This is a genomic window from Rhodococcus sp. C1 (assembly GCF_020809065.1).
GTDB classification, from domain to species: Bacteria; Actinomycetota; Actinomycetes; order Mycobacteriales; family Mycobacteriaceae; genus Rhodococcus_F; species Rhodococcus_F qingshengii.
Map to the genome: position 1 here is coordinate 634,649 of NZ_CP078080.1, position 26,943 is coordinate 661,591.

Below are 26,943 nucleotides of genomic sequence, written 5' to 3' on the forward strand. Positions count from 1 at the left end.
GTTGTCCCCGTCACATACACCGTCGAAAATTGGCGTCACGGAACTCCTGAAGGAGCGCACCATGCATGTCGATTCAGTTCGAGTTGGCCTGTTCCAAGGTCCGCTCACCACCCCGGACACCTTTGCGTCGGTGGAGTTCAACCTCGCTGCAATCGACACTGCTGCCCGCGAGGCTGCAGCATCCGGTGCGAAGATCCTGCTGACGCCGGAGATGTCCGCAACCGGCTACGACATCGGCGAACTGGTGTCGCTACGCGCGGAACCGGCCGACGGCCCCATCTTCGATTCCGTCGCCGCGATTGCTCGAAGCGCCGGCATCGCAGTCGTCTACGGCTACCCCGAACTCGACGGGGGAGATGTCTACAACAGTGTGCAGGTGGTGGACCGCGATGGCTCTTCGCTTGCGCACTACCGCAAGACACACCTGTTCGGCACGCTCGACCGCGAACATTTCCGGCCAGGTGAGACCCTGGTGGTCGGGTTCGATTTCGAGGGCATCCGCTGCGGATTGTTGATCTGCTACGACGTGGAATTTCCGGAAGCGGTTCGGGCCCATGCCGACTCCGGTACCGAATGGCTCATCGTGCCGACAGGGTTGATGACTCCGTACGAACACATTGCGCAGCAAGTGGTTCCGGCCCGCGCATACGAGAGTCAGATGTTTGTCACCTACGTCAATCGTTGCGGCGCCGAAACCGAGCTGACCTACTGCGGTCTCTCGTGCGCCATCGCGCCCGACGGTGCCGAGTTGGCGAGGGCCGGCGGCGACCAGGAATTGCTCTTCGCGGACATCGCCGCCGCCACCGTCGCGCAATCGCGCACTCTCAATACACATCTCGACGATCGACGCCTCGATCTGTATCCAGACCTTCCTGTCACGACTGTCTCCAAGGAGAACCGTAGATGACCATCCCAGTAGCTCCGGACAGTTCCTCGGAACCCGGCAAGCAGCCGCCCCTCACGATGTTCGGACCGGATTTTCCGTTCCCGTACGACGACTACGTTTCCAGTCCGGCGGGACTCGGCTCGGTGCCCGACCTGGCACTGGGTACCGAGGTTGCCGTGATCGGTGGCGGACTCTCCGGCATGATCGCGGCCTACGAGTTGCTCAAGATCGGTCTCAAACCGATTGTCTACGAAGCCGATCAGATCGGCGGCCGGATGCGGTCGGTCGAGTTCGACGGGCACCCCGGGGTTGTCGCCGAGATGGGCGCAATGCGTTTCCCACCGTCGTCGACGACGTTGTTCCATTACCTGAACGAACTGGGTCTGCAGACCGAAGAGTTCCCCAATCCCCTTGCCGAGGTCACACCGAGCACGGTCATCGATCTCAAGGGTGAGAGCCACTACGCGCACACTCTCGAGGATCTGCCGCCGATCTACACCGAGGTGGCGCAGGCCTGGCAGCGCACTCTCGAAGAGCATGCCGATCTGATTCCGTTGCAGCAGGCCATTCGTGACCGCGACACCGCAGAAATCAAGCGGATCTGGAACGACCTCGTGGTGCGCTACGACGACCAGACGTTCTACGGATTCCTCGCCGCGTCGAAGCACTTCAAGTCCTTCCACATGCGGGAAGTGTTCGGACAGGTCGGATTCGGTACGGGCGGTTGGGATACCGACTACCCCAATTCGATCCTCGAAATCCTTCGTGTGGTCATCACGGCCGCCGACGACGACCACCGCGGCATCGTCGGTGGATCGCAGCAGCTGCCGATGCGGTTGTGGAACCGCGCCCCGGCGCAGATGGCGCATTGGCCTGCCGGTACGACGGTCGCTTCGCTCAACGACGGCAAGACCCGTCCCCGCGTCACCGAACTCCGCCGTACCGAGCCCGGCAACATCACGGTCACCGACTCCGACGGGTTCATTCGTACCTATGCGAGTGCCGTTGTGACAGTGCAGAGTTGGATGCTGCTCAACAACATCAGGTGTGACGACGACCTGTTCCCGATCGACCACTGGACTGCGATCGAGCGGACTCACTACATGGGTTCGACCAAGGTGTTCGTGCTCGTCGACCGCCCGTTCTGGAAGGACAAGGATCCCGAGACCGGGCGTGATTCGGTGTCGATGACATTGACCGACCGCATGAGTCGCGGCACATACCTGCTCGATCAAGGTGAGGGCAAGCCCGGCCTGATCTGCTTGTCGTACACCTGGTCGGACGACTCGCTCAAGCTGCTGGCGCTCGACGCCACCGAGCGCATGAACATCATGCTGCGCTCTCTCGAAGAGATCTACCCGGGCGTGGACTTCCGCCGCCACATCATCTCGAGCCCGGTGACGCTGTCGTGGGAGACCGAGCGCGACTTCATGGGTGCGTTCAAGGCGAATCTTCCGGGGCACTACCGCTACCAGGAACGCCTGTTCTCGCACTTCGTGCAGAATGATCTCGAACCGCGTCATCGGGGAATCTTCCTCGCCGGTGACGACGTGTCGTGGACCGCCGGCTGGGCCGAGGGCGCGATCCAGACCGCGATCAACGCGGTGTGGGGTGTCGTCAACCATCTCGGCGGCGCTGCGCCTACCGAGAACCCCGGACCCGGCGACGTGTTCGAGGAGCTCGCTCCGATCAGGTTGGGCGACTGAGCTCACCGCAACTGCCGAAATGTCGTGCCCGATGGGGGTTGGTACTCCTATCGGGCACGACCTCTTTCCGGTGATCCACGCAACACTGGAAAGTGTTCGGATCCAATAATTTCCAGGAGGGTGTTCAATGGCGAGCACATCATCGGCGACCAAGACCGCAGCTGCAGAATCGAGACCGGCAGGCGGTGATCGATCCGGTGACCCGGCGCTCGAACTGGTCGCCGAATTGGCCGCAGCGGGCCAGCGACTCGTCTTCCGTCAGGGTGACAACCTGAACAGTGACGATCTGACCTGCGTGGTGCTGTGGCCGTCCGGAGAGCCCTCCCTCTCCGATCTGTGCGAGAACTTCGAGTCTCTCGGACTCCGAGTTTCGACGCACCGCCCGCTTCCGACCGTTCTGGGTTCTGCGCATTACTTCACCTTCGAGCCGAGCACCTTCGACGGCGGTGCGCTGGAGAAGATGGCGGACGCCTTCGAAGCCGTCATCGCCGGACAGACCCGGATGGATGCGTTCTCCAGTCTGATCGGACGAGCAGACATCACCTGGCGCGATGCAGAGTTGCTGCGCGCTGCGTGCCGTTTCCTCGCTCAGGCTCGTATCGGTTTGTCCGAGAGCTACATCGTCGGAGTGTTGGCAGCGAAGCCACTCTTCGTACGGCAGGCAATCGAACTTTTCACCGCGCGTTTCGACCCCGCCGTGGCGGGTGTGCGTGAGACAGCTGTGGCTACCGCAACGGCAGCTATCGACGAATCAGTCGACGGTGCAGACACTCTCGACGAGGATCGCGTCTTGCGCGGCGTTCGTTCGTTCCTGCAGGCGACTCTGCGCACCAACTGGTACCTGCGCGGTGAGAGCGGCGAACCGCTGCCGTACGCGTCGTTCAAGATCGACTCGCAGTTGCTCTCCACTCCGCAGAAGACCGTTCCCTTCCGCGAGATCTACGTCAGCGCACCCAATGTCGAAGGCGTGCATCTGCGTAGTTCCTCCGTCGCCCGTGGTGGCCTGCGTTGGTCGGATCGATACGAGGACTTCCGCACCGAGGCTCTGAGTCTCATGAAGACCCAGAGCGTGAAGAATTCGCCGATCGTTCCTTCGGGAGCCAAGGGCGCGTTCGTGGTTCGGGGCACGTCGTCACCAACCCCCGCGCAGGTGCAGGAGTCGTACAGCACCTTCATTCGCGGCTTGCTGGACGTGGTGGACAACATCGTCGACGGCGCTGCGGTACACCCGGCAGAAGTAATCGAGTACGACGGTGAAGACTCCTATCTCGTCGTGGCAGCAGACAAGGGGACAGCGCGGTTCTCCGACGTCGCGAACGGCATCGCCGTCGAGCGTGGTTTCTGGCTCGGCGACGCTTTTGCTTCCGGCGGTTCGGCCGGCTACGACCACAAGGCGATGGGCATCACCGCTCGCGGCGCCTGGGTAGCGGTTCGACGGCACTTCGCCGAGCGCGACCTCGATGTCGACACCGATCCGTTCACCGTCGCGGGTATCGGGGACATGTCCGGCGACGTGTTCGGCAACGGAATGTTGCTCTCGCACAAGATCCGTCTGGTCGCGGCATTCGATCACCGCCACATCTTCATCGACCCGAACCCCGACACCGAGACGACGTTTGCCGAACGCGCTCGCCTCTTCACCGTGCCGCGCTCGTCCTGGGACGACTTCGATCGCACCGTGATGTCGCCTGGTGGTGGCGTCTGGCCGCGGAGCGCGAAGTCGATCCGCCTTCCGCTCGAGGCGCGTGCGGCCCTCGGAATCATCGAGGAGAAGCTGACCCCGCAGGAACTGATCCGAGCGATCCTGTGTGCTCCGGTGGACCTGTTGTGGAACGGCGGCGTCGGTACCTACGTGAAAGCGTCGACCGAAAGCAACGTCGACGCGGCCGATCCGTCCAACGACGCAGTTCGCGTCAGCGCTGACGAGTTGCGTGCGACGGTGGTCGGTGAGGGCGGCAACCTCGGCTTCACCCAGCGTGCCCGCATCGAATATGCCGCTGGCGGTGGCCGAATCAACGCCGACTTCATCGACAACGCGGCCGGCGTGGCTACCTCGGACCGTGAGGTCAACATCAAGATCGCACTCGCAGCGTTGGACTCGACCTCGCGCAATGAACTACTCGCGGCGGCCCAGGACGAGGTGGCCGCATCGGTGCTCGAAGCCAGTGAAGATCAGACCCTCGCGATCAGCCTGGCCGAGCACCGCGCACCGGCCCTGCTCGATCAGCACGAGCGGTTGATCGAGAACCTCGTCTCGGCGGGCGCCATGAAGCGACTGGAAGAATCTCTGCCCGACGCCAAGGCGCTGGCGGTCAGGGCGCGTGCCGGGCAGGGTCTCCTGCGGCCGGAACTTGCTGTGCTGGTGGCGCAGTCGAAGAACGTACTGACTGCGGAACTGGGCGCATCGACGGTCCCGGACAATCAGATCTTCGCCGATCGTCTCCCGCAGTACTTCCCGCTCTCCGTCGTCGAGGCCGCACCGGACGCAGTCCGCGCACATCGGTTGGGCCGCGACATCATCATCACCTCGGTGGTCGACGAACTGGTCAACCGCGTCGGCCCCGGCGTGTTGTTCCGGCTCGAGGAACACCTCGGAGTTCGCAGTCCGGAAGCGGCTCTGGCCTACGCCGTAGTCAGCGAAGTGCTTGGAACGGAGGACCTTCGACGTGAAATCCTGAACTCCGATCTCAGTGCCACCGAACAGCTGAAGGCTCTCGATCGCTTGCAGCAGCTGTTGGAATCCGAAATGAGCTGGGTGTTGCGCCGCCCGGGTGCTGCCGGCCGGTTCACCGTGAACCCGCGCGCCGACATCGATCGGTGGGCAGCCCCGGTGCGGGAACTCACCGACGGTTTGTCGGCAAGCGAGCGCATCGAGGCGTCTTTCGGAGCGCTCGCCCTGGCAGACATTGCACTGCAGGAAAATACGACGGCCGCGGCCGCAGCCGCGATCTATCGGGAACTCTCCGACGCTCTCGACCTGGGCGATGTTCTCGGCGGCGTCGACGTCGCCGTCGGTGCCTCGCATTGGGAGGTCATGGGCAGCGCTGCCGTCCACGCCAGGTTGACGGCGCGTTTCGCAGACCTCGTGTCCGGAGCGCTCGGAGAAGGTATTCCGGAGGTCGTCGAGCTGTGGACCGCCGCCAATCCGCAAGCGGTGCGCCGGTTCACGGCTTTGATGTCGAGTGTGAGCCGCAGTGGAGCGCTGGACACCGCCCGTCTCTGCACGGTCGACGCCGAACTCGAACTACTCGTTCGCGGTGCGTCCAGTTTCGCTTCGGTACACGCCGCGGAGGGTTCAGCGGCCCTCCCAGGCGAGTAGCGATAGCAGCAGTTCGGCTCTGACCCTGGCCTGCCCGAGGTCGCATTGCAGCAGTTCCTCGATGCGTGCGATGCGACCTCGGAGGGTGTGCCGATGAACACCGAGTTCGGCTGCAGCCGACTCCCATTGGCCGTTTGCCTCGAGATAGGCGCGCAAAGACGCGGCCAGTGCGGTTCCGTGTGCCTGGTCGTGTTCCGTCAGCACCGGGATGGTGTCCGCAGCCATGGCGATCAATGCCTCACGGGCAGACTCGGATGCCAGAATCGTCGAACCACTCAGAGCGTCGAACTCGAGAATACGCGCCGTAGCCGTCGTGAGGTTGGCCGCGGCGCGGGCCTGGACGAGTGCGCGGGGTGCGTCGAGAAGACGGTGAGGGGTGCTGATTCCGGCACGCACGGCTTTCGCTTCGGTGGGGGAGAGCTGCGCCAGTAGTGTTTTGGCGGTGTCGATTGTGTCGGTTCCGCGGAGGAGGACGGTCAGCGAACCGTCCTCGGATTGCGCGAACAACGGCCGGCCTGCTCGCGCGAGAGCGTTGTCGAGTTCGCGAAGAACTGGGCCGAGTCCGGATCCGCGAACGTGGACGACACGAATGTTGCCGTGCGTGTCGCTTGCCTCGTCCAAATACGACGGCACACTGTCTTCGGGGATTCGGCCGTCGAGTAAGAGCCCGAAAGCCGTGGCGTTGAGTCGAGTTCGCTCGGCCCGTAGTCGAACCGGTTTCTCGAGTTCGAGAGTGAGCAGCGAGACCGCATGCCCGAGCAACACTCTGTCGATATTGCTCAGGGGCCCGGCGCCCGCCATGGCGAGGTAGCCGTGCCAACTGTCGGTGACGCCGACGGGGGACAGTGTCAGCGTCCGTTCGGGTGTGCTCTGCGAGATCGACGCCGGAGCGTTGGGATCGCGGGTGGTCGCCGCGACCGCGCGAACCTCGGTGATCAACGACTTCTGGTTTGCCGGATGCACCGCGGTGATCCGATCTCCGACAAACGCCACCGAAGTTTTTGTGGCCGTGGCCAGTTCGCGCACGATGGCAGACACGCCACCGCGCAGTGCAACGCGGGTGATGCGCGTCTGTACTTCTGCCGCGCGGAGTACCGATTCGTACTCCTGCTGGCTCAGACGGGTCATCACCGCGCGCGTGACTGCCGCGAACGGGGTCGTGAACGGCACTTCCAGCAGGGGGAGTCCGCGGCTGCGGGCGGCGGCAATCAGGTCTGTGGGCACACTCTCGTGGGAAAGGCCGGTCCCGAAACCCAGAGCCGATACTTCTGCGGCGGCCAGACGGTCGATGTACTCGCTGTAGTCGGTGGCGTCCGCGCCCACCAGTGCCAGCCCGGTGGTGAGCACCAATTCGCCGCCGGAAAGCCACGGGGTGGGGTCCGTCAGCTCTGTGGCCTGCGCAAACGTGACGGGGTGGGTGGCAGCTGCTCGGTCGGTGAGCAGAGCCAACGAGAGGTGTTTCTGGCGCAAGAGCCACGAGATCGGAACCGTCACCTGATCAAGGCTAGCTGTCGTTGCCGATATGGAGTAGCCCTGGAGCTCCGGGTATCCATTTCGGCAGTGCTTGCGATGCTTCGCGCGTCGCATACTCGAATGCAATACACAACCGAGAGGGTGGTCACATGAGTGCAATCGAATACCGGCTTCCGCAGGAGCGTCGCATCGTCACGGAGTTCCCGGGCCCGCGCTCGGCTGCGCTCGCCGAACGCCGTAAGAAGGTCGTCGGCGCCGGCGTCGCATCCACCCTCCCGGTCTACGTCGCCGACGCAGACGGCGGAGTCATCGTCGACGTCGACGGCAACTCGCTGATCGACCTCGGTGCCGGTATCGCGGTGACCAGCGTCGGCGCCTCCAACCCGGCCGTCGTGTCCGCAGTTCAGGATCAGGTCGCGCACTTCACCCACACCTGTTTCATGGTCGCTCCGTACGAGGGCTACGTCGAGGTCGCCGAGCGTCTCGCCGAACTCACCCCCGGTGACCACGAGAAGCGTTCCGTGCTGTTCAACTCCGGCGCAGAAGCTGTCGAGAACGCAGTCAAGATCGCCCGTCACGCAACCGGTCGCGACGCAGTCGTCGTCTTCGACCACGCGTACCACGGCCGCACCAACCTCACGATGGCACTGACCTCGAAGTCCATGCCGTACAAGAGCGGCTTCGGTCCGTTCGCCCCCGAGGTCTACCGCGTCCCGATGTCCTACCCGTACCGCGAGGGCCTCAATGTCGACGGCTCCAAGATCACCGGTGAGCAGGCCGCACAGCGCGCCATCACGATGATCGAGAAGCAGGTCGGCGCTGCCAACACGGCCGCCATCCTCATCGAGCCCATTCAGGGTGAGGGTGGATTCATCGTTCCCGCAGAAGGATTCCTCCCGACGCTCGTCGCGTGGGCCAAGGAGAACGGCGTCGTCTTCATCGCCGACGAGGTTCAGGCAGGCTTCGCTCGTACCGGCGCCTGGTTCGCCAGCGATCACGAGGGCATCGTGCCCGACCTGGTCACGCTCGCCAAGGGCATCGCAGGCGGCATGCCGCTCGCCGCTGTCACGGGCCGCGCCGAGCTCATCGACGCTGTCCACCCCGGCGGCCTCGGTGGCACCTACGGCGGTAACCCCGTCGCCTGCGCCGCTGCATTGGCGTCCATCGACCAGATGCGTGAGCTCGACCTCTGTGGCCGCGCACGCACCATCGAGTCGACCGTCGTCGGCCGAATGAACGCACTGGCAAAGGAACTCGACGTCATCGGCGACGTTCGCGGTCGCGGCGCCATGCTCGCCATCGAGCTGGTCAAGCCCGGTGGGCAGGAGCCGGACGCCGACATCACCAAGAAGATCGCCGCCGAATGCCTCGCTGCCGGCGTCGTGATCCTCACCTGCGGTACCTACGGCAACGTCATCCGTCTGCTCCCGCCGCTGGTCATCTCCGAAGAGCTGCTCGACGACGCGTTGACCGTCCTCGAGACCGCCATCCGCACTGCAGCACAGGGGAACTGACATGTCCAACGTCTCGGATCTTCTCGACTCGGTACCCAAGGGTCTCTGGCTCGGCGGCAAGCTCGTCCCGGCCGAGAAGACCTTTGCGGTCTACAACCCGGCAACGGGTGAGGAACTCGCCCAGGTAGCCGACGCCACCGCTGCCGACGGTATCCGTGCGCTCGACCTCGCCGCTGCGGCGCAGGAAGACTGGGCGGCCACTCCGGCACGTGTACGCGGCGAGATTCTGCGCACCGCCTTCGAATTGCTGCACGCCCGCGCCGAGGACTTCGCGCTGATGATGACCCTGGAAATGGGTAAGTCGTTGGCAGAGAGCCGCGGTGAGGTCAACTACGGCGGCGAATTCCTGCGCTGGTTCAGCGAGGAAGCAGTACGCATCGGCGGACGTTTCACGCAGGCTCCGGCCGGCAACGGTCGCATCCTGGTCACCAAGGAAGCCGTCGGACCGGTCCTCGCGATCACCCCGTGGAACTTCCCGCTCGCCATGGGCACACGCAAGATCGGACCGGCGCTGGCTGCCGGTTGCACCATCATCGTCAAGCCCGCCGAGGACACGCCGCTGACCATGCAGCTCCTCGGTCAGGTGTTCGCCGATGCCGGTCTGCCCGACGGTGTGCTCTCGATCCTCCCGACGTCCGACGCGGCCTCCATCAGTGGACCGCTGATGGAAGATGCGCGTCTGCGCAAGGTCACCTTCACCGGCTCCACTGGCGTCGGAAAGTTGTTGGTGCGCAATGCTGCTGACAAGCTGCTCCGCACGTCGATGGAACTCGGTGGCAATGCACCGTTCATCGTCTTCGACGACGCGGACATCGACGCAGCTGTCGACGGCGCAATGCTCGCGAAGATGCGTAACGGCGGCGAGGCCTGCACCGCGGCCAACCGCATCTACGTCGCCAACTCGGTGCGCGAAGAGTTCACCGACAAGTTCACCGCCAAGGTTGCGGCCTTGAAGGTGGGCGCCGGTGACGCCGAGGGCACCAACATCGGACCGCTGATCAACACCAAGCAGCTCGCAACCGTCACCGGACTCGTCGACGACGCCGTGTCCAAGGGTGCTCGCGTTCGCACCGGTGGATCGGCACCCGAAGGCCCCGGGTTCTTCTTCACCCCGACGGTCCTCGACCAGGTGCCCGCCGACGCGCGCCTGCTGAAGGAAGAGATCTTCGGACCCGTTGCGGCAGTGGTCGGTTTCGACACCGAAGACGAAGCGATCGCGGCTGCGAACAACACCGAGTACGGTCTCGTGGCGTACTTCTACACTCGCGACATCGACCGTGCGATGCGCGTCTCGGCCAAGCTGGACACCGGCATGGTGGGCGTCAATCGCGGCGCGATCTCCGATGCTGCCGCGCCGTTCGGTGGGGTGAAGGAATCGGGCTTCGGCCGTGAAGGCGGAACCGAGGGTATCGACGAGTATCTCGATACAAAGTACGTAGCGCTCTAACTTGCTGTGCGCCTTTATTAACCGCGGGCGGTTAATAAAGGCGCACAGTTGTCTATTGACCTAACGGAGTCGGGCGGTAGTACTTGCCCTCGTGGTAGAGCAGGGGCGCTGCAGCGGATTCGTCGTCTTCTTCGGCGTGAACCCGCGTGACGAGTCCGATGACCAGCGTGTGGTCGCCGACAGGGATCAGCTGGTCGACCTTGACGCGCATCCAGCTGGGGGTGCCGTGCAGCACCGGCTCCCCGGTGTCGAGCACTGCCCACAGTGACTCGTCTGCAAAACGCTGATCGGCACTACGCGCAAAGCGCTGGGCCAGATGCTGCTGATGTTCGCCGAGAAGGTGGATCACCAAGGACTCGGCTGCCTTGAGTGCATTGATGCTCGACGACGTCTCCGCGATGTTGAACGAGACGAGCGGCGGCTCGAGGGAGACGGACGAGAACGAGGTGGCGGTGAAACCCACCGGGCCGGTACCCGAATCGAGGGTCACGACGGTGACACCGGCGGGGTGGCGGCGAAGCGCAGCGCGGTAGTCACCGGCGCAGATGCCGGTGGACAACTCGGGCGTCGCTGCTACTTCGGGGACGTCGGGGGTGGTGTGGCTGGAAACGGCATTCGGCTTGTCAGACAACGGGAACTCTCCGGCTGGAACTCGAGGTGTGCGGTGTGGTCGAGGTGACTGCGCTCGGCATACACAGACAGGCGTCGGTGCGGCACAGATCTACGTGCCGTCGACGCCAGTGGTTGCCGGCCGGGGTCCTGGTTGCAGTGCACATGGTGCGTCCAACTATAGGTGGACGCACGTCTGAGTGGTTTCGGACCGGGTTGGCTGAAGTGCTTCAGTCCATGTCGACGGCGAGGCCGGCGGTGATTCGGAGGAGTTCGGAGTACGTCGTGCGAAAGACCGTGTTGGGGTGCCCGGCGGCTGCCCACAACTCGGGGTACTGCTCGAGGGCGGTATCGACGTACGTCGGCAGGTTGGTGGGATGCCCGAGCGGAGCGACCCCACCGATCGGCTGGCCCGTCGCGGACTTGGCCATCTCCAGCGGCGCCCGCGTGAGCTTACCTTCGAGGCGTTCGCCGGTGGCCTTCAGATTCACCTGATGCGCGCCGGAGACCAGCAGCAGGACCGGATCGTCGTCGAGAAGGAACACCAGTGACTTGGTGATCGCGCCTACCTCCACCCCGACGGCCGCCGCTGCCTCGGCCGCGGTGTGCGTGGCTTCGGGCTGCGTGACGATGACGCCGTGGTGACCCCGTGAGATCAGTGTTTCGGCGACGTGCGAGGCGTTGGGGTGGAGGAGGCTCGTCATGAGTTCAGACTAGGACTAGTCGGCGTTCGCCACAGCTGGAGTCGGCGTCGTGTCGGTGGACTTTCGGTTGCGACGGATCGTAAAGCCGAACAGCATGACCGCACCGATCAGTGCGTACAGGAAAAGCGTCAGAGCAGGCTGGCCGACGCCGACGTTGTTGAAGTAGACGATGCTCCGCACGCCTTCGGTGCCGGCGCCAGGTGTGATCCATCGGCCGATGGCGGCATAGAACGAGGGAATCACGTTGGAGCCGAATGCGCCTCCCGCACTGGGATTGCCGAGGATCACGAAGACGGCGATAGCCAGCGGGACTGCCAGAACGCCGATGGCAGCGCGCAATCCGAGTGTGAACATGGCGGTGCCGAACACCACGGCTGTTCCCAGGATCCACAGCGGGAACCAGTGGCCCGCGAAAGTTCCGAGTACGTGTGAGGTAATGAGGGCGCCGAGAGCTCCCGAGATGATCGAGTAGATCGCGATCACGCCCGTGTGTGCGCTTGCCTGGCGGAGAGTCTTCGGCGCACCGATGAACAGTCCGATGGCTGCCGCGAGGAGATAGCCGCCGACGACCCAGCCGACCGAGAGGTAGAAGCCCGAGAGGCCGCGGTTGTCGTGGGCTCCGACGGGGATCTCGTCGCGGACGACGAACTGTCGGTCCTGTGTCGCCTCGACCTTCGTGAACACCGCTTCGAGTGACGTCGCGATGGAGCTGCCGCCCGCGCTCGCGGTGATCAGGGTGTCCGGCCCGGCCGGGTTGATGACAAACGCGCCCTGGATCTCTCGGTCGTTGATCATGCGGCGAGCGGTCGCCGTGCTGTCGACCACCTGAGCGTCGAGCGGGCTGCCGTCGATGGCGTTGAGTTTGTCGGCGATCTGCTGATCCATGCCGTCGGGTGTGCCCTGATCGGCGATGACCGCGATTTCGATGTCTCGCGGAGTCGGCTGATGGAAGGCGGCGACGTAGCTGAGGATGAAGCCCATCTGCAGCAGGAGCACGCCGACGAACAACGCGGCCATCACCTTGGGTGCGCCGTACTTCACGAGCAGATTGTCGTGGTGGTGTTCGTCGTGGGTGGAGCTGCTGTCTGGTGCGGCGTGTGCCGGATGCGTAGTGGTCACGAAAGAGTCCTGATCTTGTCGAAAGTAAAGAGCTTGTCAATACCCGAGGTATTGAATACTCTAGGTATCGTGACTGAATCTCGTCAACCGGACTGGACGCCGGTAACCCGCCCCGGACGTGACGTGGTGCGGCAAAGACTGCTCGACGCTGCGGCGGAAGAGTTTGCGGAGCGCGGATTCAGTGCCGCACGTCTCACTGAAGTTGCTCGCCGAGCGGGCTTCACCAAGGGGGCTGTCTACTCCAACTTCGAGTCGAAACAAGATCTGTTCGCCGAACTGTTCGCGCAACGGTCTCTCGAACTGGCCGGCCGGGTGCTCGCCGAGATCGCCGGGATGAACCCGTCCGACGCGGCGGGCAAAGGTGGCGAGGCCATTGCCACGTGGATGGTCGACGACCCGGGGTGGTCGCTTCTCGTCCTCGAATTCGGAGTGCTCGCCGGGCGTGATCCGCAGATCGCTCAGGCGTACTTACGTGAGCGTCGCCACTTGCGCAGCCAACTCGTGGAGTTGATCGGCGAACGTGCCCGTGAATGGGGAGTGGACGATTCCTTTGACGTGCGGACAACCGCAATCTCGTTGATGGCGTTGATATCCGGGCTCGTTCTCGAACACTCCGTGGATCCGGAAGAGGTTGATCAGAGTGTCATGGGTGCCGCCGTGACGGCACTCTTCGCCGGCGCCGTCGCACGGGCAGGATTGTCCGCCGTCTGAGTTGCTCGGTTGACAGGCAACAGATTTGAGAACTACCCTCTGGGTGCAGTACCTCGTTAGGTGAGGCTTCTGCACGAACACAGGCCACTGATCTCACGACGTCGAGAGACGCCCAAGGTTAGGACAGATCTCCCCGGCTTAAGGGGTGATCCAAAGTGGCTTCCCGTTCTTGATCGGGACACGTCGTGCAGTGCCAAAACTCGGACGTGGAGGTGTTTTCGCAGCTTGATGCCGGTTTCTTCCGGCGAAGGCGAGAGTACGTCGATATTCGGTTCTCCTGGCGTGTGCTGTGCGCATGTACTTGTGTGGCGTCATCGGACGCCCCGAACTTTCAGGAGGTGACCATCGTGGACGACCCGCCGAGTCGATATTCGACCCATCCTTCTGTTCTTGCCGACGATGCTCACCCCGGTCTTTTGCTCTTCAGTCACTGACTCTTTGCATCCTCGGCTTCATCTGCGCGGCGTTGCCGCGACCGCTGACGACTTCCATTGTCGCTCAGCGCATTCTGCTGCCCTCATGCACTGGCATGGTCCGGCGTGTTCAGGCAGCCGAGGAGATTCGTCATGTCATTTTCCGTTCTCGCATTGCGGCCACGGCCCACGAGAAACATTGCACAACAAACACATTCAACAGTCCTGGCAAAGGAAAGCGCACAGGAATTGGTCGACTTCTCGGCCTCGGACACGCGCACCGTTCTCGCGGATCTGACCACGACGGCCAACGGCCTTCGTGACGATCAGATCGACGATCTTCGTCGGCAATACGGGCGCAACGATGTCCGCCACGACCGCCCGGCGCCGGCAATCGTGCAGTTCGCGGGAGCCTTCAAGAACCCGTTCATCCTGATCCTGGTATTCCTCGCCCTGATCATGGTCGGGACCGACGTGGTCTGGGCGGACCCCGAGGACGGTCCTTCCTACGAGGGCATCATCACTCTCGGGTTGATGATCTTTGTCAGTGTCTCACTGAGGTTCTGGCAGGAATACCGTTCGAGCCGCGCCGCCGAGGCGCTCAAGGCGATGGTTACGACGACCGTCGCGGCCACCCGCAAGATCAACAACACCGTGGTCACGGCTGAGATTCCGATCGAGCAGTTACTGCCGGGGGATGTAGTCCAGCTTGCCGCCGGCGACATGATCCCGGCCGATGTCCGCATCATCCGGGCCAAGGATCTACAGGTCAATCAGTCCATGCTCAGCGGTGAATCGATGCCGGCCGAGAAGTCGGCGGACCCGTCGTCGGGGATCGACGTCGATCGGCTGCTCGAAGCCGAGAACATCGGGTTCATGGGTACTTCCGTCGTGTCGGGCAGTGGCACCGCCGTCGCGGTACACACCGGCAAGCGGACCTACTTCGGTGCCATGACAGCACAATTGGCGTCCAAGCGGCCCGAAACCAGCTTCGACATCGGGGTGCGCAGCGTCAGCTATCTGCTGATCAAGTTCATGCTGATCATGGTTCCCGCGGTGTTCATCATCAACGGGCTGACCAAGGACTGGAGCCAAGCACTACTCTTCGGCGTCGCCACCGCCGTGGGGTTGACTCCGGAAATGTTGCCGCTCATCGTGACGGCGAACCTGGCCAAGGGTGCGCTCCACATGTCGCGCAAGAAGGTGATCGTCAAGCAGATCAACGCGATTCAGAACTTCGGTGCCATGGACGTTCTGTGCACGGACAAGACCGGAACTCTCACCGAGGACCGCATCGTTCTCGGTGAGCATCTCGATACTGCCGGACGTAAGTCCGAGGACGTATTGCGGCTAGCGGCGGTCAATTCCGTGAATCAGACCGGATTGCGCAGTCTTCTCGACGACGCGGTGATCGAGGCCGCCGGTCCCGAAGTGGTCGAGGAGATCTCGCGTCGGCACGGGTTGGTGGACGAGATTCCCTTCGACTTCAAGCGCCGTCGACTCTCCGTGGTGGTCGACCACGGAGACGCCGATCTGATCGTAACCAAAGGTGCAGTGGAAGAGCTCCTTTCGGTCTGTGAATCGGTGGAACTGGACGGGGTGACCCACCAATTGACACCGGGATGGCTGGCCCGAGTCGACCGTCTGGTCGCGGAGCTGAACGGTCAAGGCAAGCGAGTGCTTGCGGTGGCAACCAAGACAGTCGTCGAAGAGCAGCGCCGCGAGTACTCGACGGCCGACGAAGAGGGCATGACCCTGGTCGGTCTGCTGGCCTTCCTCGACCCGCCGAAGGAATCTGCGGCCGGGGCGATCGAAGCCCTCGCGAGCCACGGAGTCGCGGTCAAGGTAGTGACGGGTGACAACGAACTGGTCGCCGAAACCGTCTGCGGCAAAGTCGGTATCGACGTGGGGACCGTGGTCTCCGGCGCCGAGATCGAAGCGTTGAGCGACGACGCCCTCGACGAGTTGGTGCAGCGGACAACCGTATTCGCGAAGACGGATCCGATGCAGAAGGCACGCATTGTCGAATCGCTGCGCCGGGTCGGCCACACGGTTGGTTTCCTCGGTGACGGTGTCAACGACGCACCCGCACTGCGGGCTGCGGACGTCGGCATCTCCGTTGACACAGCGGCGGACATCGCCCGCGAATCCGCGGACATCATCTTGCTGGAGAAGGACCTCGGTGTACTCGAACAAGGAATCATCGAAGGGCGTCGTACCTTCGGAAACATCCAGAAGTACATCAAGATGACTGCGTCGTCGAACTTCGGGAACGTCTTCTCGGTGCTCGTCGCCAGTGCCCTGCTGCCGTTCATCCCCATGATTCCCGTAGTTCTGTTGTTGCAGAACCTGATCTACGATCTCTCGATGCTCACGATCCCGTGGGACCGTGTCGACGACGACTTCCTCGCGAAGCCCCGCAAGTGGGAGACCAAGAGCCTTCGCCGGTTCATGGTGTTCATCGGCCCGATCAGTTCGATCTTCGATATCTCGACGTTCGCGCTGATGTGGTTCGTGTTCGCCGCCAACTCTCCCGAGCATGCAGCGCTGTTCCAATCGGGTTGGTTCATCGAGTCATTGATCTCGCAGACGCTGATCGTTCACATGATCCGCACCCGCAAGATCCCGTTCATCCAGTCGCGTGCATCGCTGCCGGTACTGCTCAGCACGGGCGCTGCCTGCGTCTTCGCGCTGGTGTTCCCGTTCACGTCCTGGGGTCATTCCCTCGGGTTGGTTTCACTGCCGTGGAACTACTTCCCGTGGCTGGTCCTCACCCTCGGGGCATACTGCGTCGTCACGCAGGTGGCCAAGGGAATGTTCATTCGTCGATTCGCGACCTGGCTCTAGGAGTTCACCGTGGAAATCCACGTCATCCTTGTGCGGATAGCGCTCGGGCTCGTCCTCGGCGCTGCCGTCGGGATCGAAAGGCAATGGCGCGCAAGGATGGCGGGTCTGCGAACCAACGCGTTGGTGAGCTTGGGTGCGACGCTCTTCGTCATCATGGGCGCGTACGGGTTTCAGGGCCCGGACGCCGATCCGACGCGCGTCGCAGCGCAGATCGTCTCGGGGATCGGTTTCCTCGGTGCTGGAGTGATCATGAAGCAGGGTGCGTCGGTCACCGGCCTGAACACTGCCGCCACTCTGTGGGCCACGGCCGCCGTCGGCGCACTGGCCGGAGGCGGAATGTACTGGGTCGCGGTGTTCGGGGCCGGCGCAATCATGTTGGCGAACACGCTGTTGAGGCCGTTGGGTCGGATGATGGATCACCAGCCTGCCCGAACCGGACGCGAAGAACCGCCCGCGGACTACACCTTCGAGGTGACCTGTCACGGCGACGCCGAAGCTCACATCAGAGGTCTTACCGTGCAGTCCATTTCGAGGCCCGAGTTTCAGCTCCGGTCAGTGCAGTCCTTCGACATCCCGGACAGCGACCGCGTGCGGGTGGTGGCCGAACTGGCTGCCGCGGAGCGTGACGACGGACTCCTGGAATCCGCCGTCAGCCGACTTAGCCTTGAACCGTTGGTGACTCACGTTCGGTGGGAGGTGGAACCGTCGAAGTAGATTCAGGCTCGCTGTCAGTCAGTGCGCATGTTCTTGCGGCGCAAGTGAGTTCCCCGGTGCAATGTTCGCGCAGTTGGACGGTGCAGGCTTGCCGTTCAAGCGGTCGTCGACCCAGGCGAGCGCACCGGGGAGCCAGAGCATGGCGCCGAGGAAGTGGCTGATGGTGTCGTACTGGTCGTACTGAATCGCCAGGCCGGCGTCGCAGTACTTGCGCGCGAGGGTGCGGACGTCGCCCGTGATCATCACGCCGTCTCCCGCTCCGACACCGGGGCCGCCGGGTTGGGTGCCCTCGATGGTGCCGTTGGCCGCCTGCGCGATGAACATCGGAATGGTCGGTGTCGCCGCGGTGCCCATGTTGATCTTGTTCACGACATCGACGTACTCGGGAACCGTATTGGGATCGGCGTACTCGGGTTTGACCAGATCCTGCCAGGTCAGTCCGGGATACTGTGCCAGCACATTGCCGATGGACGCGTCTTCGAGTCGAGCCATGACGTCGCGTCCACGGTCGCTGAGATACTTCCCGAAATCGATGTCGTACGAACGCGCAACGCCGACGACTGCCATGCCGACCACGCCGCCCCACCCGATGCTTCCGCTCGCGTAGCGAAGGTTGTTGGCCGGATTGACCAGCACGCCTCCCTGCGCGGCACCGATCAAGTTGTCGTTGATCTCCGGTGCATATGCGGGAGCGAGTATCGAAGCCCAGTTGGTGGCGATCGCTCCGCCGGAGTAACCCATCAGCGCGATCTCTGCGTCGTCGGTGATTCCGGTTTCCGGGACATCGCGGGCGGCACGCAGAGCGTCGAGCGTCATCATCCCGTATTCGGGTCCGGCAGCGAAGTTTGCATCCGGGCCCTCGGTGTCCGGGACGACGATCGTGTAGCCCAATGCGAAGAGCGGCCCGAACAAGGCTGCCTCGATGGACGTGAAGGTACCGCCGACGTTGAAATTGCGCCCACTCGGCGTCCAATCTCCGATCGGGGTGTTGCCCGCGATGGCCCGCGACGGACTGTCGTCGGGGTTCAGTGAATCGTAAAAGGATTGGTACGAAACAACTTTATCCGGTTGAGCGTTGGCCGGGCGCAGGATCGAGGTGACGTTGGCCGACGGCTGACCGAGGGCGTCGGTTGATCGGTAGAGAACCTGCACTGCCTGTATCGGGGTCGGGATGTTGAGAATGGTGTACGGCACGGTGCGAGTCTCGAGGACCGCGCCTGGAGCGTACGACGAGAGAGGCGCCGCGCCCTCGTAGCTGTAGAAACTGTCATCAGGGGACTGGGCAAGAGCCGGCTGCGCGAGTGCTGCCGGTGCACCGACGCCTGTCAGTGCAACCGCGAGTACTCCGACAACTGTGCGAGATAAGACCCTTGACGACATACTCGTCCTCCACATTGGTGTGCCACGCCCCACCCTGAGATCGCGGTGTGACGACCACCATATATTACTCGCGGGTAATGTGGGGATCGGTCAGATCGGGCGCAGGCTCGAGGTCTCGGCGTAGGAAGATTTCGGAGGGCTCGCCTGGGAGTAACAGAACTCCCGCGTCGGTATATCCCATTGCGCGATAGAAGTTCTGGGCTGATTCGTCGGCGAGTGTCGAGGTGAGGACCTGCGAGTGTCCCGCGCCGCTCATGCGTTTTTCCCAATCTGTGACCAAAGCGCGCCCGATGCCTTGGCCGCGGTTCGAAGACAGGACGGTCAGCATGTTCATGAACGGAATCTCGTCCCAGAACAAGCCCCAGCGCAGCCATCCGATTGGATTACCGTTGTCCTCGGCGATGAGTATCCGGCCGCGTTGGACCACTGACGCGAGTTCCTCGGCAGCGACGTGCGAGTCGTGCTCACGTAAGAACGGCAAGTCTGTCTGCGCTGCGACGCGAATGTTCACCACAGAAGTCAGTATCGCCGTTCAGTCGGAGTTGATGGCGTTCGGCTTGGACAGGTAGACGACTCCGGGGATGTGGCTGGGGTCCGGCGGCAATTGGGAGTAGCCCGCTCGGGTGTACAGGCGAATGTTCCGCAGGCTCCTGCTTCCGGTGAACAGCTCGAAACGTGTGATGTGCTCCGGAGCGTTCTGTTCCACGTGCTGCAAGAGGCGTCGGCCGAGGCCGTTGCCCGCCAAGTCCGGTGCCACCATGAGGCGACCGATCTGCCATGCGGTTCCGTCCGCGGTTCCTCGCACGGCCCCGACGAGCCGGCCGCCGCGTCGTGCGGTCCAGACAGTCGACTCCTGAACCCAGGCTCGGACCGTGGGTAGGTCCTCGTGGAGCGGGGGTATGTCCATGCTGTTGTTGGAGATTGCTTCCGAAACCCAGCAACAGCGTTGTAGAACAAGGATTTCCGCGGCGTCCTCGTCCGTTGCGCGCTCTATGACTATCTCGTTCATGGTTTCCCTTACGAATAGGTTCTTCGCACCCGCAGGGCAATTGTTCACCCGCAGGCTGAATTTGGCGCGCGGCTGAACAATTGGCGCGCGGTTGTGAATGCAGAGCGTTTCAATTCAGGCATAACAAACAAAACGCCCGCGACCAATTGGTCGCGGGCGTTTCGTGAAAAAGAACGTCAGACAGTTGCGGGAGTGTTCTCGTCCAACTTCGGATCTGCGTTCGCGATTCGCTTGTTGCGAATGAGGCTGCTGATGAAAGCAGCGCCGATCAAGAAGACACCGACCAGGCCGGTGATGATCTCGTTGATGTGAACGCCGATGGACACCATCAAGATGACGGCCAGAGCGCCGATGGCCCAGTGCGCACCGTGCTCGAGGTAGACGTAATCGGAGAGCGTGCCCTTGCGGACCAGGAAGACCGTGATGGAACGGACGAACATCGCGCCGACGAAGCCGAGGCCGAGGGCGATGATGATCGGGTCTGCTGTGATGGCGAATGCGCCGATGACGCCGTCGAAGGAGAAGGACGCGTCGAGGACCTCGAGGTAGAGGAACAGGAAGAAGCCGGCCTTACCGGTCGCTTTCGCGAGCTGCGTGGGGCCGCCGGACTTGGTGGTTTCTTCCTCTTCGCCTTCTTCCGGCAGATTGAACAGTTCACCCAATCCGTTGACCGCGATGTAGGTGATCATGCCCAGAACGCCCGAGATCATGACGGTGGAGACCTTGTCGTCAGCAGCGAGGAAAGAACCACTGAGAACCAGGACGATGCCGGCCACGACGACGGAGAGCTGATCGAGCTTGCCGATGCGAGCGAGCGGCTTCTCCAGCCAGGACAGCCAGGTGATCTCACGCTCTTCGAAGATGAATCCGAGGAAGAGCATCAGCAGGAACATGCCACCGAAGGCAGCGATCTGCGGGTGAGCGTCGGTGAGGATGGTTTCGTAGCTCGGCTCGCCGTTGGCGAAGTACGCGGCGTCGTCCGCAGGCGGGTTCAATGCCAGGTCGAGTGCAGCTACGGGTCCGAGACCGGATGCAGCCCAGACGATCACGAGCGGGAACACCAGACGCATACCGAAGACGGCGATGATGACGCCGATGGTGAGGAAGATCTTCTGCCAGAATTCACTCATTCTTTGCAGAACAGTGGCGTTGATGACGGCGTTGTCGAAGGAAAGCGAGATTTCCAGAATCGACAGGATGATGACGAGGAACAGTGCCTCGGGTCCGCCGTAGATGAACGCAACGATCATCGCGAGGATCGAAATTGCGATGGATAAACCGAATATTCGCAGTACCACGGAGCGTGGCCCTTTCTAGTTGGTCAATGCAGAGTGGTTACTGCAAGCGGTCTCTCACCGCATCCGAACGTGAAAACGGGGAGGGTTCCACAGACTACTGCGGAACCTTCCCCGAGTCAGCTCGTCGAGAGCGAAGATCAGACGTTGACGCCGTAATCGCGCGCGATGCCCGCGAGGCCGGACGCGTAGCCCTGGCCGATTGCGCGGAACTTCCACTCTGCACCGTTGCGGTACAGCTCACCGAAGACCATGGCGGTCTCGGTGGAAGCGTCCTCGGAGAGGTCGTAACGAGCGAGCTCGTTGCCGTTCGACTTGTCGACGACGCGGATGTACGCGTTGCGGACCTGGCCGAAGGACTGCGAGCGAGCTTCTGCGTCGTAGATCGAGACGGGGAAGACAACGCTCTCGACCTCGGCGGGAACCGCTGCGAGGTTCACGTCGATCTGCTCGTCGTCGCCTTCGCCTTCGCCGTCCGTGTTGTCACCCTTGTGCTCGATCGAGCCGTCGGGCGAACGGAGGTTGTTGAAGAAGATGAAGTGCTGGTCGGAGAGGACCTTCTTGTTCGAGCCTGCGCCGATTGCGCTGGCGTCGAGGTCGAAAGCAGCTCCGGTGGTGGAACGTGCGTCCCAGCCCAGGCCGACGACCACTGCAGTCAGGTTCGGGGCCTCCTTCGTGAGAGAGACATTGCCGCCTTTGGTCAAGCTGACGCCCATTCAGGGGTCCTTTCAAGAGGAGAGACAAGGCCCACTACGACGCGAAGTCGTCTTGGGAGTGTGTTTACCTCCACCACCCTAACCGCAGTTCCGGTGTGTTCGCCGTAACAGCAGAATTACGAACCGAGAAGCGAAGTGCTGGACCCGTAGGATTCAATCGTGGTGGGAAGATGGTCGGAGCGCTTCAATCGGGGGGCAAGAGTGGGGGAGTCGGTCAGTCGTGCGCGGGAGGCGCAGACGGCCATGGTTTCGGCGTTCCTCGACATGGACAAGCGGCAGACCATCGCGTCGGCAGCAGTCGACGCTTCCGCCGAGCTGTACCCCGAGCGAGGGCTGCGCGCTGCGTGGGAACCCGTTCGGGATCGGTGCTTCCAGGCTGCGTCGGATTACCTCGACACATCCGAGCGCTATGGCAACGATCAGGTACTTCACCAGAACCCGAACGGTGCTCGGGCGGCGTTCGAAAAGTCGGTAGCCGAACTCGTCGAGGCGGCGAAGGGCGTCGACGCCTTCTACAACGGGCATCGTGCGCACCTCGAGCAGGCGACGGTCACCATGTCCGCCATTCCCGTCCTCGGCCAGCAGGCCCGAACCCTGGCGAACGCCGTCCGGGAAAAACTGGCTGCCACCGATCAGCGCTATCGCGAGTACCCGTCGGTGGTGACGGCCTCCGAACACCTCGACGACGCGGTTGCAGCGCTCGACAATGCGCGCTCATCCGGTCGCGCCGACGCAGTCCGCACGCGGGCCGAGAGTGTCCGCGAAGCGGTATCGGCGCTCGAGGAAGCATTGGCAGAAGCCCCGTCGACCCAGCACCGTGCCGAGATGACGATTTCCTCGGTCTCGACCAGGTTGTCGGCAGTGCGCACTCGAGTGGACCGCCTGGATCCGGCGTACTCCGCATTGCTGCGCGAGTTCAACGCCGCGAGTTCTGCTGACCTCGTCGACAACAGCAGTCGCAGCCGAGCGCATATCGATCAGGCCGACATCGATCTCAAGGAAGCGAAGCAGTCGCTGGCTGCGGGAAACCCCGAACATGCACTGGCTTTGATGGCCGAAGCCCGCGTGCACCTCGCCGACGCCGAAGCGTGTGCCGACGCCGTGACGGACCGTCTCGCTACTCTGCGTGCAGTCCGGGCAGATCCGAGCCAAAAGGAACGTGAGGTTCGTTTCCGGCTGAAAGACGCCCAGATGTTCGCTGTTAACCAAGGGTTGGTGGCGGAGTGGGGCTCCGTACTCGATGCTCAACTAGCAAGGATCGAGCGAGCGAGTGCGTCACTGTCGGGAACTCATCCGGACTACTGGTCGTATGTATTACAGCTGGACTCGGTATCGACGTTCATCACCGAAGTTGTCGAGAAGATGCGGGCGCGAGCCGGCAAAAACTGAATGGTCGGGCCGATCGGGGGATCGGAGTTGCTCGACGCGTTGTCACAGGGGGTCGTTTCATGGACTTGATTGCGGTTACAGAGAGAAGAGAAATGCAGCACTTTCAACATCTCGAGGATGACGTGCGGGAGCAACTGTTCCTGCATGCGCCTCGATCGTTCGCGGATTCCGACGAGAGGGATCTGCTCGCGATTGCTCTGGGTGCAACTCTCTACGTTCCTGCCACCCGAGCCGGGTTGGCCGACATCGTGGTCAAGCGTGCGTCCGAGGGCGTCAGCTCGATGGTGCTTGATCTCGAGGACGCCGTCGCGGATCACGAGGTGGAGTCGGCGCGAGCGAACGCGGTTGACGCTCTCGACAAGATCGCGTCCACCGACGCCGTCGGCATGCTGCTGTTCGTACGGGTCCGTGAAGTCGCGGACATCCACAAGGTCGCCGCGTCGTTGACCGAGGGGCGCGCCGCGCTCACCGGGTTCGTCATCCCGAAGTTCGGCAGCGAGTCCGGCCCCGTGTTTCTCGACGCCGTCGCGGACGCATCCGAGTTGCTGGGCAAGCATCTCTACGCGATGCCGGTACTCGAATCACCCGCGCTTGTGCACCGCGATACTCGCGATCTCGAATTGCGCACCATCAGTGGGATTCTCGCGCAACACCGCGATCGAATCCTTGCCGTCCGCATCGGCGCCACCGACATGTGCAGCACCTTCGGCATCCGTCGTGACCGCGATCTGACCATCTACGACGTGCGCGTGGTGGTCGACGTCATCGCCGACATCGTCAACTATCTCGGGCGCGCGGACGGTTCGGGTTTTGTCATCACCGGGCCCGTGTGGGAGTACTTCGCCGATCACGAACGCATGTTCCGGCCGATGCTGCGCGCCACCCCGTTCGAGGAACACGACGCCGTCCGGTTCCGTCAGCATCTCGTCAGCCGCGACCTCGACGGTCTGCTCCGTGAGATCGCGCTGGACCGAGCCAACGGAATCCAGGGCAAGACGGTCATCCACCCGTCGCACGTCGCAGCGGTCAATGCATTGTCCGCCGTCACGCACGAGGAATATCACGATGCCCTCGACATTCTCGGTGCCGACGCCGGGGGAGTTCAGGCGTCCGGCTACCGGAACAAGATGAACGAGATGAAGCCGCACCGCAATTGGGCCCATCAGACTGCGCTCCGAGCTCACGTGTTCGGTGTGACCAACAAGGGAATCACGTTCGTCGAGTTGCTGACGGCGTTGGTCGATCGATGACAGAGGTTGTCCAGTCCAAGGACGTTCCCTGGGCTACAGCAGAATTCGGCTTGGACCTCGTTCACGGTGATTCGTCGCTCGGGCATTCGGTGCCCGATCTGGTGATCCCGGGTCTTCGGCGGAATCCGCGTCGCGCTCACCTGCTGGTGTCCACTGTGCTGGGAAAGCACGTGCCCACCGAGCCGTCCGTGGTCATCGGTGCTGCCGACGACCTCGGCGATCTGGTGCGGACAACCCTCGGTGAGGGTGTCGACGTCGTCGTGCTCGGGTTTGCCGAAACCGCAACAGGTTTGGGTCATTGCGTTGCGGCCCGTCTGCGCGCTCACTGCTACCTGCACTCCACGCGCCGAGACGTACCAGGTGCTACGACGCTCGCCGGGTTCGAGGAGGGGCACTCGCACGCCACGAGCCATCTGATGCAGCCGACGTCCGCCGAACTGTTCGAGAACGACCTGCCTCTGGTCCTCGTCGACGACGAGATCTCCACCGGCGCCACCGCGATCGATGCCATCCGGGCGCTGCACGGGCAATGCCCGCGAAGCCGCTACGTCGTGGCCTCGCTGGTGGACATGAGAACCGAGGAACACCGAGTCGCCGGCGAAGCCGCGGCGGCAGAGTTGAATGTACGAATCGACCACGTCTCTCTCGCTTCGGGTTCGACGGTCCTGCCCGACGGCCTGACCGAGCGCGTCACGGCGCTGGATGCTCCGGATCTGAATCCGATCGGTGACCGCCGCGGCACGCTGTCTCAGATGGATCTGCCGTGGCCGGCACATGTCCCCGACGGTGGCAGGCACGGCTTTCTCGACGGCGACACCGCGGCATTCGAGTCAGCCGTCGAGGCAGCGGTGTCCATTCTCAAATCGTCGATCGACGCGTCGCGTGCTGTGATCGTGATCGGTCACGAGGAGTTGATGTACCTGCCACTGCGCATCGCTGCGGGCTTGGAAAGCTCTGGGCGAGCAGTTCGTTACCAGACCACGACGCGTTCACCCGCCTACGTCGTTGACGTGCCGGGATACCCGCTGCGTCGCGGGTTCACCTTTCCGGCGCCCGAACTGGGCGAGAACGAGCCTCGATTCGTCTACAACGCGCAGTGGCCTGATGCGGCGGTCGACGCCCTTGCGTTGCTGGTCATCGACGAGCCCGCCGACACCGATCGGTTGACGGCGATGGACGGAGTGGTCGAGGTGTTGCGGAACTCCGGCACCGACGTCCTGGTCGCCACCGTTCGCGGGGCCGATCCGTCGGCGCTGCGAGATTCCAGAGCAGGGAGCTCGTCATGAACGAACCATTGGTCGGGCCCGAATTCGGTTCGTACGCGCCGGGCGAAGTGAAGTGGCTGCTCAAGGATCTCTCGCACGTGGATCTCGAAGCGGATGTATCCGTGCGCGAGAAGCGTATTCAGTCGGGTGAGGCGCACTATGCCGAGTCTCTCCCCATCGAGTACCAACCCGATCAGGCATACCGGGATCTTTTCGAGACGGTGCTCGCCGAGAGCGCTCCACGGTTGGCGCGCGCTGTCGGGACCGTGATGGACCTGGTCTTGGCCGAGCGGGGGAGTGACATCACGCTGGTCTCACTCGCCCGGGCCGGAACACCGATCGGGATTCTGATGCGGCGCTGGGCCCAGCAGACCCGCGGGTTGACGTTGCCGCACTATGCGGTGTCCATCGTCCGTGGCAAAGGAATCGATTCCGTCGCACTCGATTATCTTGCGCACCATCACGACTCGGAGAACGTCGTCTTTGTCGACGGCTGGACGGGCAAGGGCGCCATCGCCCGCGAACTCGACGCAGCGTTGACGGAGTACCACGAGGCAGGCGGAGCGAAGTTCGACTCCGATCTGGCTGTTCTCGCCGACCCCGGACACTGCGTGCGAACGTACGGGACCCGTGACGACTTCCTGATCGCGTCGGCGTGCCTCAATTCGACGGTGTCCGGCTTGGTCTCACGAACTGTCCTCAACGACACCCTCATCGGGCCCGGCGATTTCCACGGCGCCAAGTTCTACGCCGACCTCGCCGACGTCGACGTTTCCAACAGGTTGCTCGACGTGGTCTCGGCCGAGTTCGATTCGGTTCGCGGCGACGCAGCGGATTCTCTTGCTGCAGTGCTCGATTCCGATCGGACGCCGACCTGGGCCGGTTGGGAGTCGGTGGAGAAGGTGCAGGCCGAGTACGGGATCTCGACGGTCAACTTCGTCAAACCCGGTGTCGGAGAAACAACCAGGGTGCTGCTGCGCCGGCTTCCCTGGAAGGTTCTGGTGCGCGAACTCGAAGCCCCGGAGCACGCACACATCCGGTTGTTGGCACAGGCCCGTGGGGTCCCGGTCGAGGTCGTCCCGGATCTCGCCTACTCGTGTGTCGGCCTGATCAAGGACATCACGTGAGCCGTGTGGACACCGCTGCGTCCCAGGTCCTGATCGCCACGGATCTGGAC

21 protein-coding genes and 1 riboswitch are annotated in these 26,943 nt (G+C 63.1%); of the genes, 12 read left to right on the forward strand and 9 right to left on the reverse strand.

Going from position 1 to position 26,943, the window contains the following annotated elements; translation table 11 throughout:
- The first annotated feature begins 61 nt into the window (after window positions 1-61).
- The 3 genes from KTR60_RS02910 (at window position 62) to KTR60_RS02920 (ending at window position 5,911) form a co-directional block, all read left to right on the forward strand.
- Window positions 62-907, forward strand: coding sequence for a carbon-nitrogen hydrolase family protein (locus KTR60_RS02910; RefSeq protein ID WP_065351871.1), 846 nt, complete (start codon window positions 62-64; stop codon window positions 905-907).
- Window positions 904-2,592: a flavin monoamine oxidase family protein gene (locus KTR60_RS02915; protein ID WP_228401784.1), complete on the forward strand. Its 1,689-nt coding sequence runs from the start codon at window positions 904-906 to the stop codon at window positions 2,590-2,592. The genes KTR60_RS02910 and KTR60_RS02915 overlap by 4 nt, the downstream gene beginning before the upstream one ends.
- A gap of 127 nt (window positions 2,593-2,719) precedes the next feature.
- Entirely contained in the window at window positions 2,720-5,911 is a 3,192-nt protein-coding gene (locus tag KTR60_RS02920) for an NAD-glutamate dehydrogenase domain-containing protein (RefSeq protein ID WP_228401785.1), read from the forward strand.
- On the opposite strand, the gene KTR60_RS02925 is transcribed toward KTR60_RS02920, so the two are convergent.
- The gene (locus KTR60_RS02925; protein WP_064443054.1) at window positions 5,888-7,405 is read right to left on the reverse strand and encodes a PucR family transcriptional regulator; all 1,518 of its coding nucleotides are present in this window, start codon (window positions 7,403-7,405) and stop codon (window positions 5,888-5,890) included. The genes KTR60_RS02920 and KTR60_RS02925 overlap by 24 nt on opposite strands.
- A gap of 128 nt (window positions 7,406-7,533) precedes the next feature.
- On the opposite strand from KTR60_RS02925, the gene gabT reads away from it, so the two are divergent.
- Window positions 7,534-8,898 (forward strand): 4-aminobutyrate--2-oxoglutarate transaminase, encoded by a 1,365-nt coding sequence (gene gabT, locus KTR60_RS02930; RefSeq protein ID WP_007727077.1) that lies wholly within the window; start codon window positions 7,534-7,536, stop codon window positions 8,896-8,898.
- Between the two features lies 1 nt (window position 8,899).
- The gene (locus KTR60_RS02935) at window positions 8,900-10,345 is read left to right on the forward strand and encodes an NAD-dependent succinate-semialdehyde dehydrogenase (RefSeq protein WP_042922728.1); all 1,446 of its coding nucleotides are present in this window, start codon (window positions 8,900-8,902) and stop codon (window positions 10,343-10,345) included.
- 52 nt (window positions 10,346-10,397) lie between these two features.
- On the opposite strand, the gene dszD is transcribed toward KTR60_RS02935, so the two are convergent.
- From dszD to KTR60_RS02950, 3 genes are all read right to left on the reverse strand, one after another.
- Complete coding sequence (gene dszD, locus KTR60_RS02940; protein WP_003941189.1) at window positions 10,398-10,976, reverse strand: NADH:FMN oxidoreductase DszD; 579 nt, start codon at window positions 10,974-10,976, stop codon at window positions 10,398-10,400.
- A gap of 208 nt (window positions 10,977-11,184) precedes the next feature.
- Window positions 11,185-11,658, reverse strand: coding sequence for a YbaK/EbsC family protein (locus KTR60_RS02945; protein ID WP_065351875.1), 474 nt, complete (start codon window positions 11,656-11,658; stop codon window positions 11,185-11,187).
- Between the two features lie 15 nt (window positions 11,659-11,673).
- The gene (locus KTR60_RS02950) at window positions 11,674-12,777 is read right to left on the reverse strand and encodes an ABC transporter permease (protein ID WP_221741659.1); all 1,104 of its coding nucleotides are present in this window, start codon (window positions 12,775-12,777) and stop codon (window positions 11,674-11,676) included.
- A gap of 126 nt (window positions 12,778-12,903) precedes the next feature.
- Between KTR60_RS02950 and KTR60_RS02955 the strand changes: the two genes are divergently transcribed.
- From KTR60_RS02955 to KTR60_RS02965, 3 genes are all read left to right on the forward strand, one after another.
- Window positions 12,904-13,488 carry a TetR/AcrR family transcriptional regulator gene (locus KTR60_RS02955; protein WP_037129354.1) on the forward strand — a complete coding sequence of 195 codons (585 nt, stop codon included), beginning with the start codon at window positions 12,904-12,906 and terminating at the stop codon, window positions 13,486-13,488.
- Between the two features lie 45 nt (window positions 13,489-13,533).
- A riboswitch (M-box (ykoK) riboswitch) is annotated at window positions 13,534-13,707 on the forward strand.
- A 347-nt stretch (window positions 13,708-14,054) separates the two neighbouring features.
- Window positions 14,055-16,748, forward strand: a complete 2,694-nt coding sequence (gene mgtA, locus KTR60_RS02960) for a magnesium-translocating P-type ATPase (RefSeq protein ID WP_228401787.1) — start codon at window positions 14,055-14,057, stop codon at window positions 16,746-16,748.
- A 9-nt stretch (window positions 16,749-16,757) separates the two neighbouring features.
- Window positions 16,758-17,462, forward strand: coding sequence for an MgtC/SapB family protein (locus KTR60_RS02965; RefSeq protein ID WP_003941187.1), 705 nt, complete (start codon window positions 16,758-16,760; stop codon window positions 17,460-17,462).
- Between the two features lie 18 nt (window positions 17,463-17,480).
- Here the strand turns inward: KTR60_RS02965 and KTR60_RS02970 are convergent, their stop codons facing one another.
- From KTR60_RS02970 to KTR60_RS02990, 5 genes are all read right to left on the reverse strand, one after another.
- Window positions 17,481-18,842: a lipase family protein gene (locus KTR60_RS02970; protein ID WP_209922002.1), complete on the reverse strand. Its 1,362-nt coding sequence runs from the start codon at window positions 18,840-18,842 to the stop codon at window positions 17,481-17,483.
- Window positions 18,843-18,906: 64 nt separating this feature from the next.
- Complete coding sequence (locus KTR60_RS02975) at window positions 18,907-19,356, reverse strand: GNAT family N-acetyltransferase (protein WP_208689910.1); 450 nt, start codon at window positions 19,354-19,356, stop codon at window positions 18,907-18,909.
- Window positions 19,357-19,374: 18 nt separating this feature from the next.
- Window positions 19,375-19,851, reverse strand: a complete 477-nt coding sequence (locus KTR60_RS02980) for a GNAT family N-acetyltransferase (protein ID WP_042922718.1) — start codon at window positions 19,849-19,851, stop codon at window positions 19,375-19,377.
- Between the two features lie 176 nt (window positions 19,852-20,027).
- Window positions 20,028-21,149 carry a DUF475 domain-containing protein gene (locus KTR60_RS02985; protein ID WP_054187878.1) on the reverse strand — a complete coding sequence of 374 codons (1,122 nt, stop codon included), beginning with the start codon at window positions 21,147-21,149 and terminating at the stop codon, window positions 20,028-20,030.
- A gap of 137 nt (window positions 21,150-21,286) precedes the next feature.
- Window positions 21,287-21,862, reverse strand: a complete 576-nt coding sequence (locus KTR60_RS02990) for a TerD family protein (protein WP_003941199.1) — start codon at window positions 21,860-21,862, stop codon at window positions 21,287-21,289.
- A 243-nt stretch (window positions 21,863-22,105) separates the two neighbouring features.
- Between KTR60_RS02990 and KTR60_RS02995 the strand changes: the two genes are divergently transcribed.
- The 4 genes from KTR60_RS02995 (at window position 22,106) to KTR60_RS03010 (ending at window position 26,893) form a co-directional block, all read left to right on the forward strand.
- Window positions 22,106-23,251: a hypothetical protein gene (locus KTR60_RS02995; protein ID WP_007727045.1), complete on the forward strand. Its 1,146-nt coding sequence runs from the start codon at window positions 22,106-22,108 to the stop codon at window positions 23,249-23,251.
- Between the two features lie 92 nt (window positions 23,252-23,343).
- Complete coding sequence (locus KTR60_RS03000; protein WP_042950575.1) at window positions 23,344-24,501, forward strand: HpcH/HpaI aldolase/citrate lyase family protein; 1,158 nt, start codon at window positions 23,344-23,346, stop codon at window positions 24,499-24,501.
- Window positions 24,498-25,787, forward strand: a complete 1,290-nt coding sequence (locus tag KTR60_RS03005) for a phosphoribosyltransferase family protein (RefSeq protein ID WP_228401790.1) — start codon at window positions 24,498-24,500, stop codon at window positions 25,785-25,787. Before KTR60_RS03000 ends, KTR60_RS03005 begins: the two co-directional genes overlap by 4 nt.
- Window positions 25,784-26,893, forward strand: a complete 1,110-nt coding sequence (locus KTR60_RS03010; protein WP_003941082.1) for a cysteine protease StiP family protein — start codon at window positions 25,784-25,786, stop codon at window positions 26,891-26,893. The genes KTR60_RS03005 and KTR60_RS03010 overlap by 4 nt, the downstream gene beginning before the upstream one ends.
- Window positions 26,894-26,943: the final 50 nt, after the last annotated feature.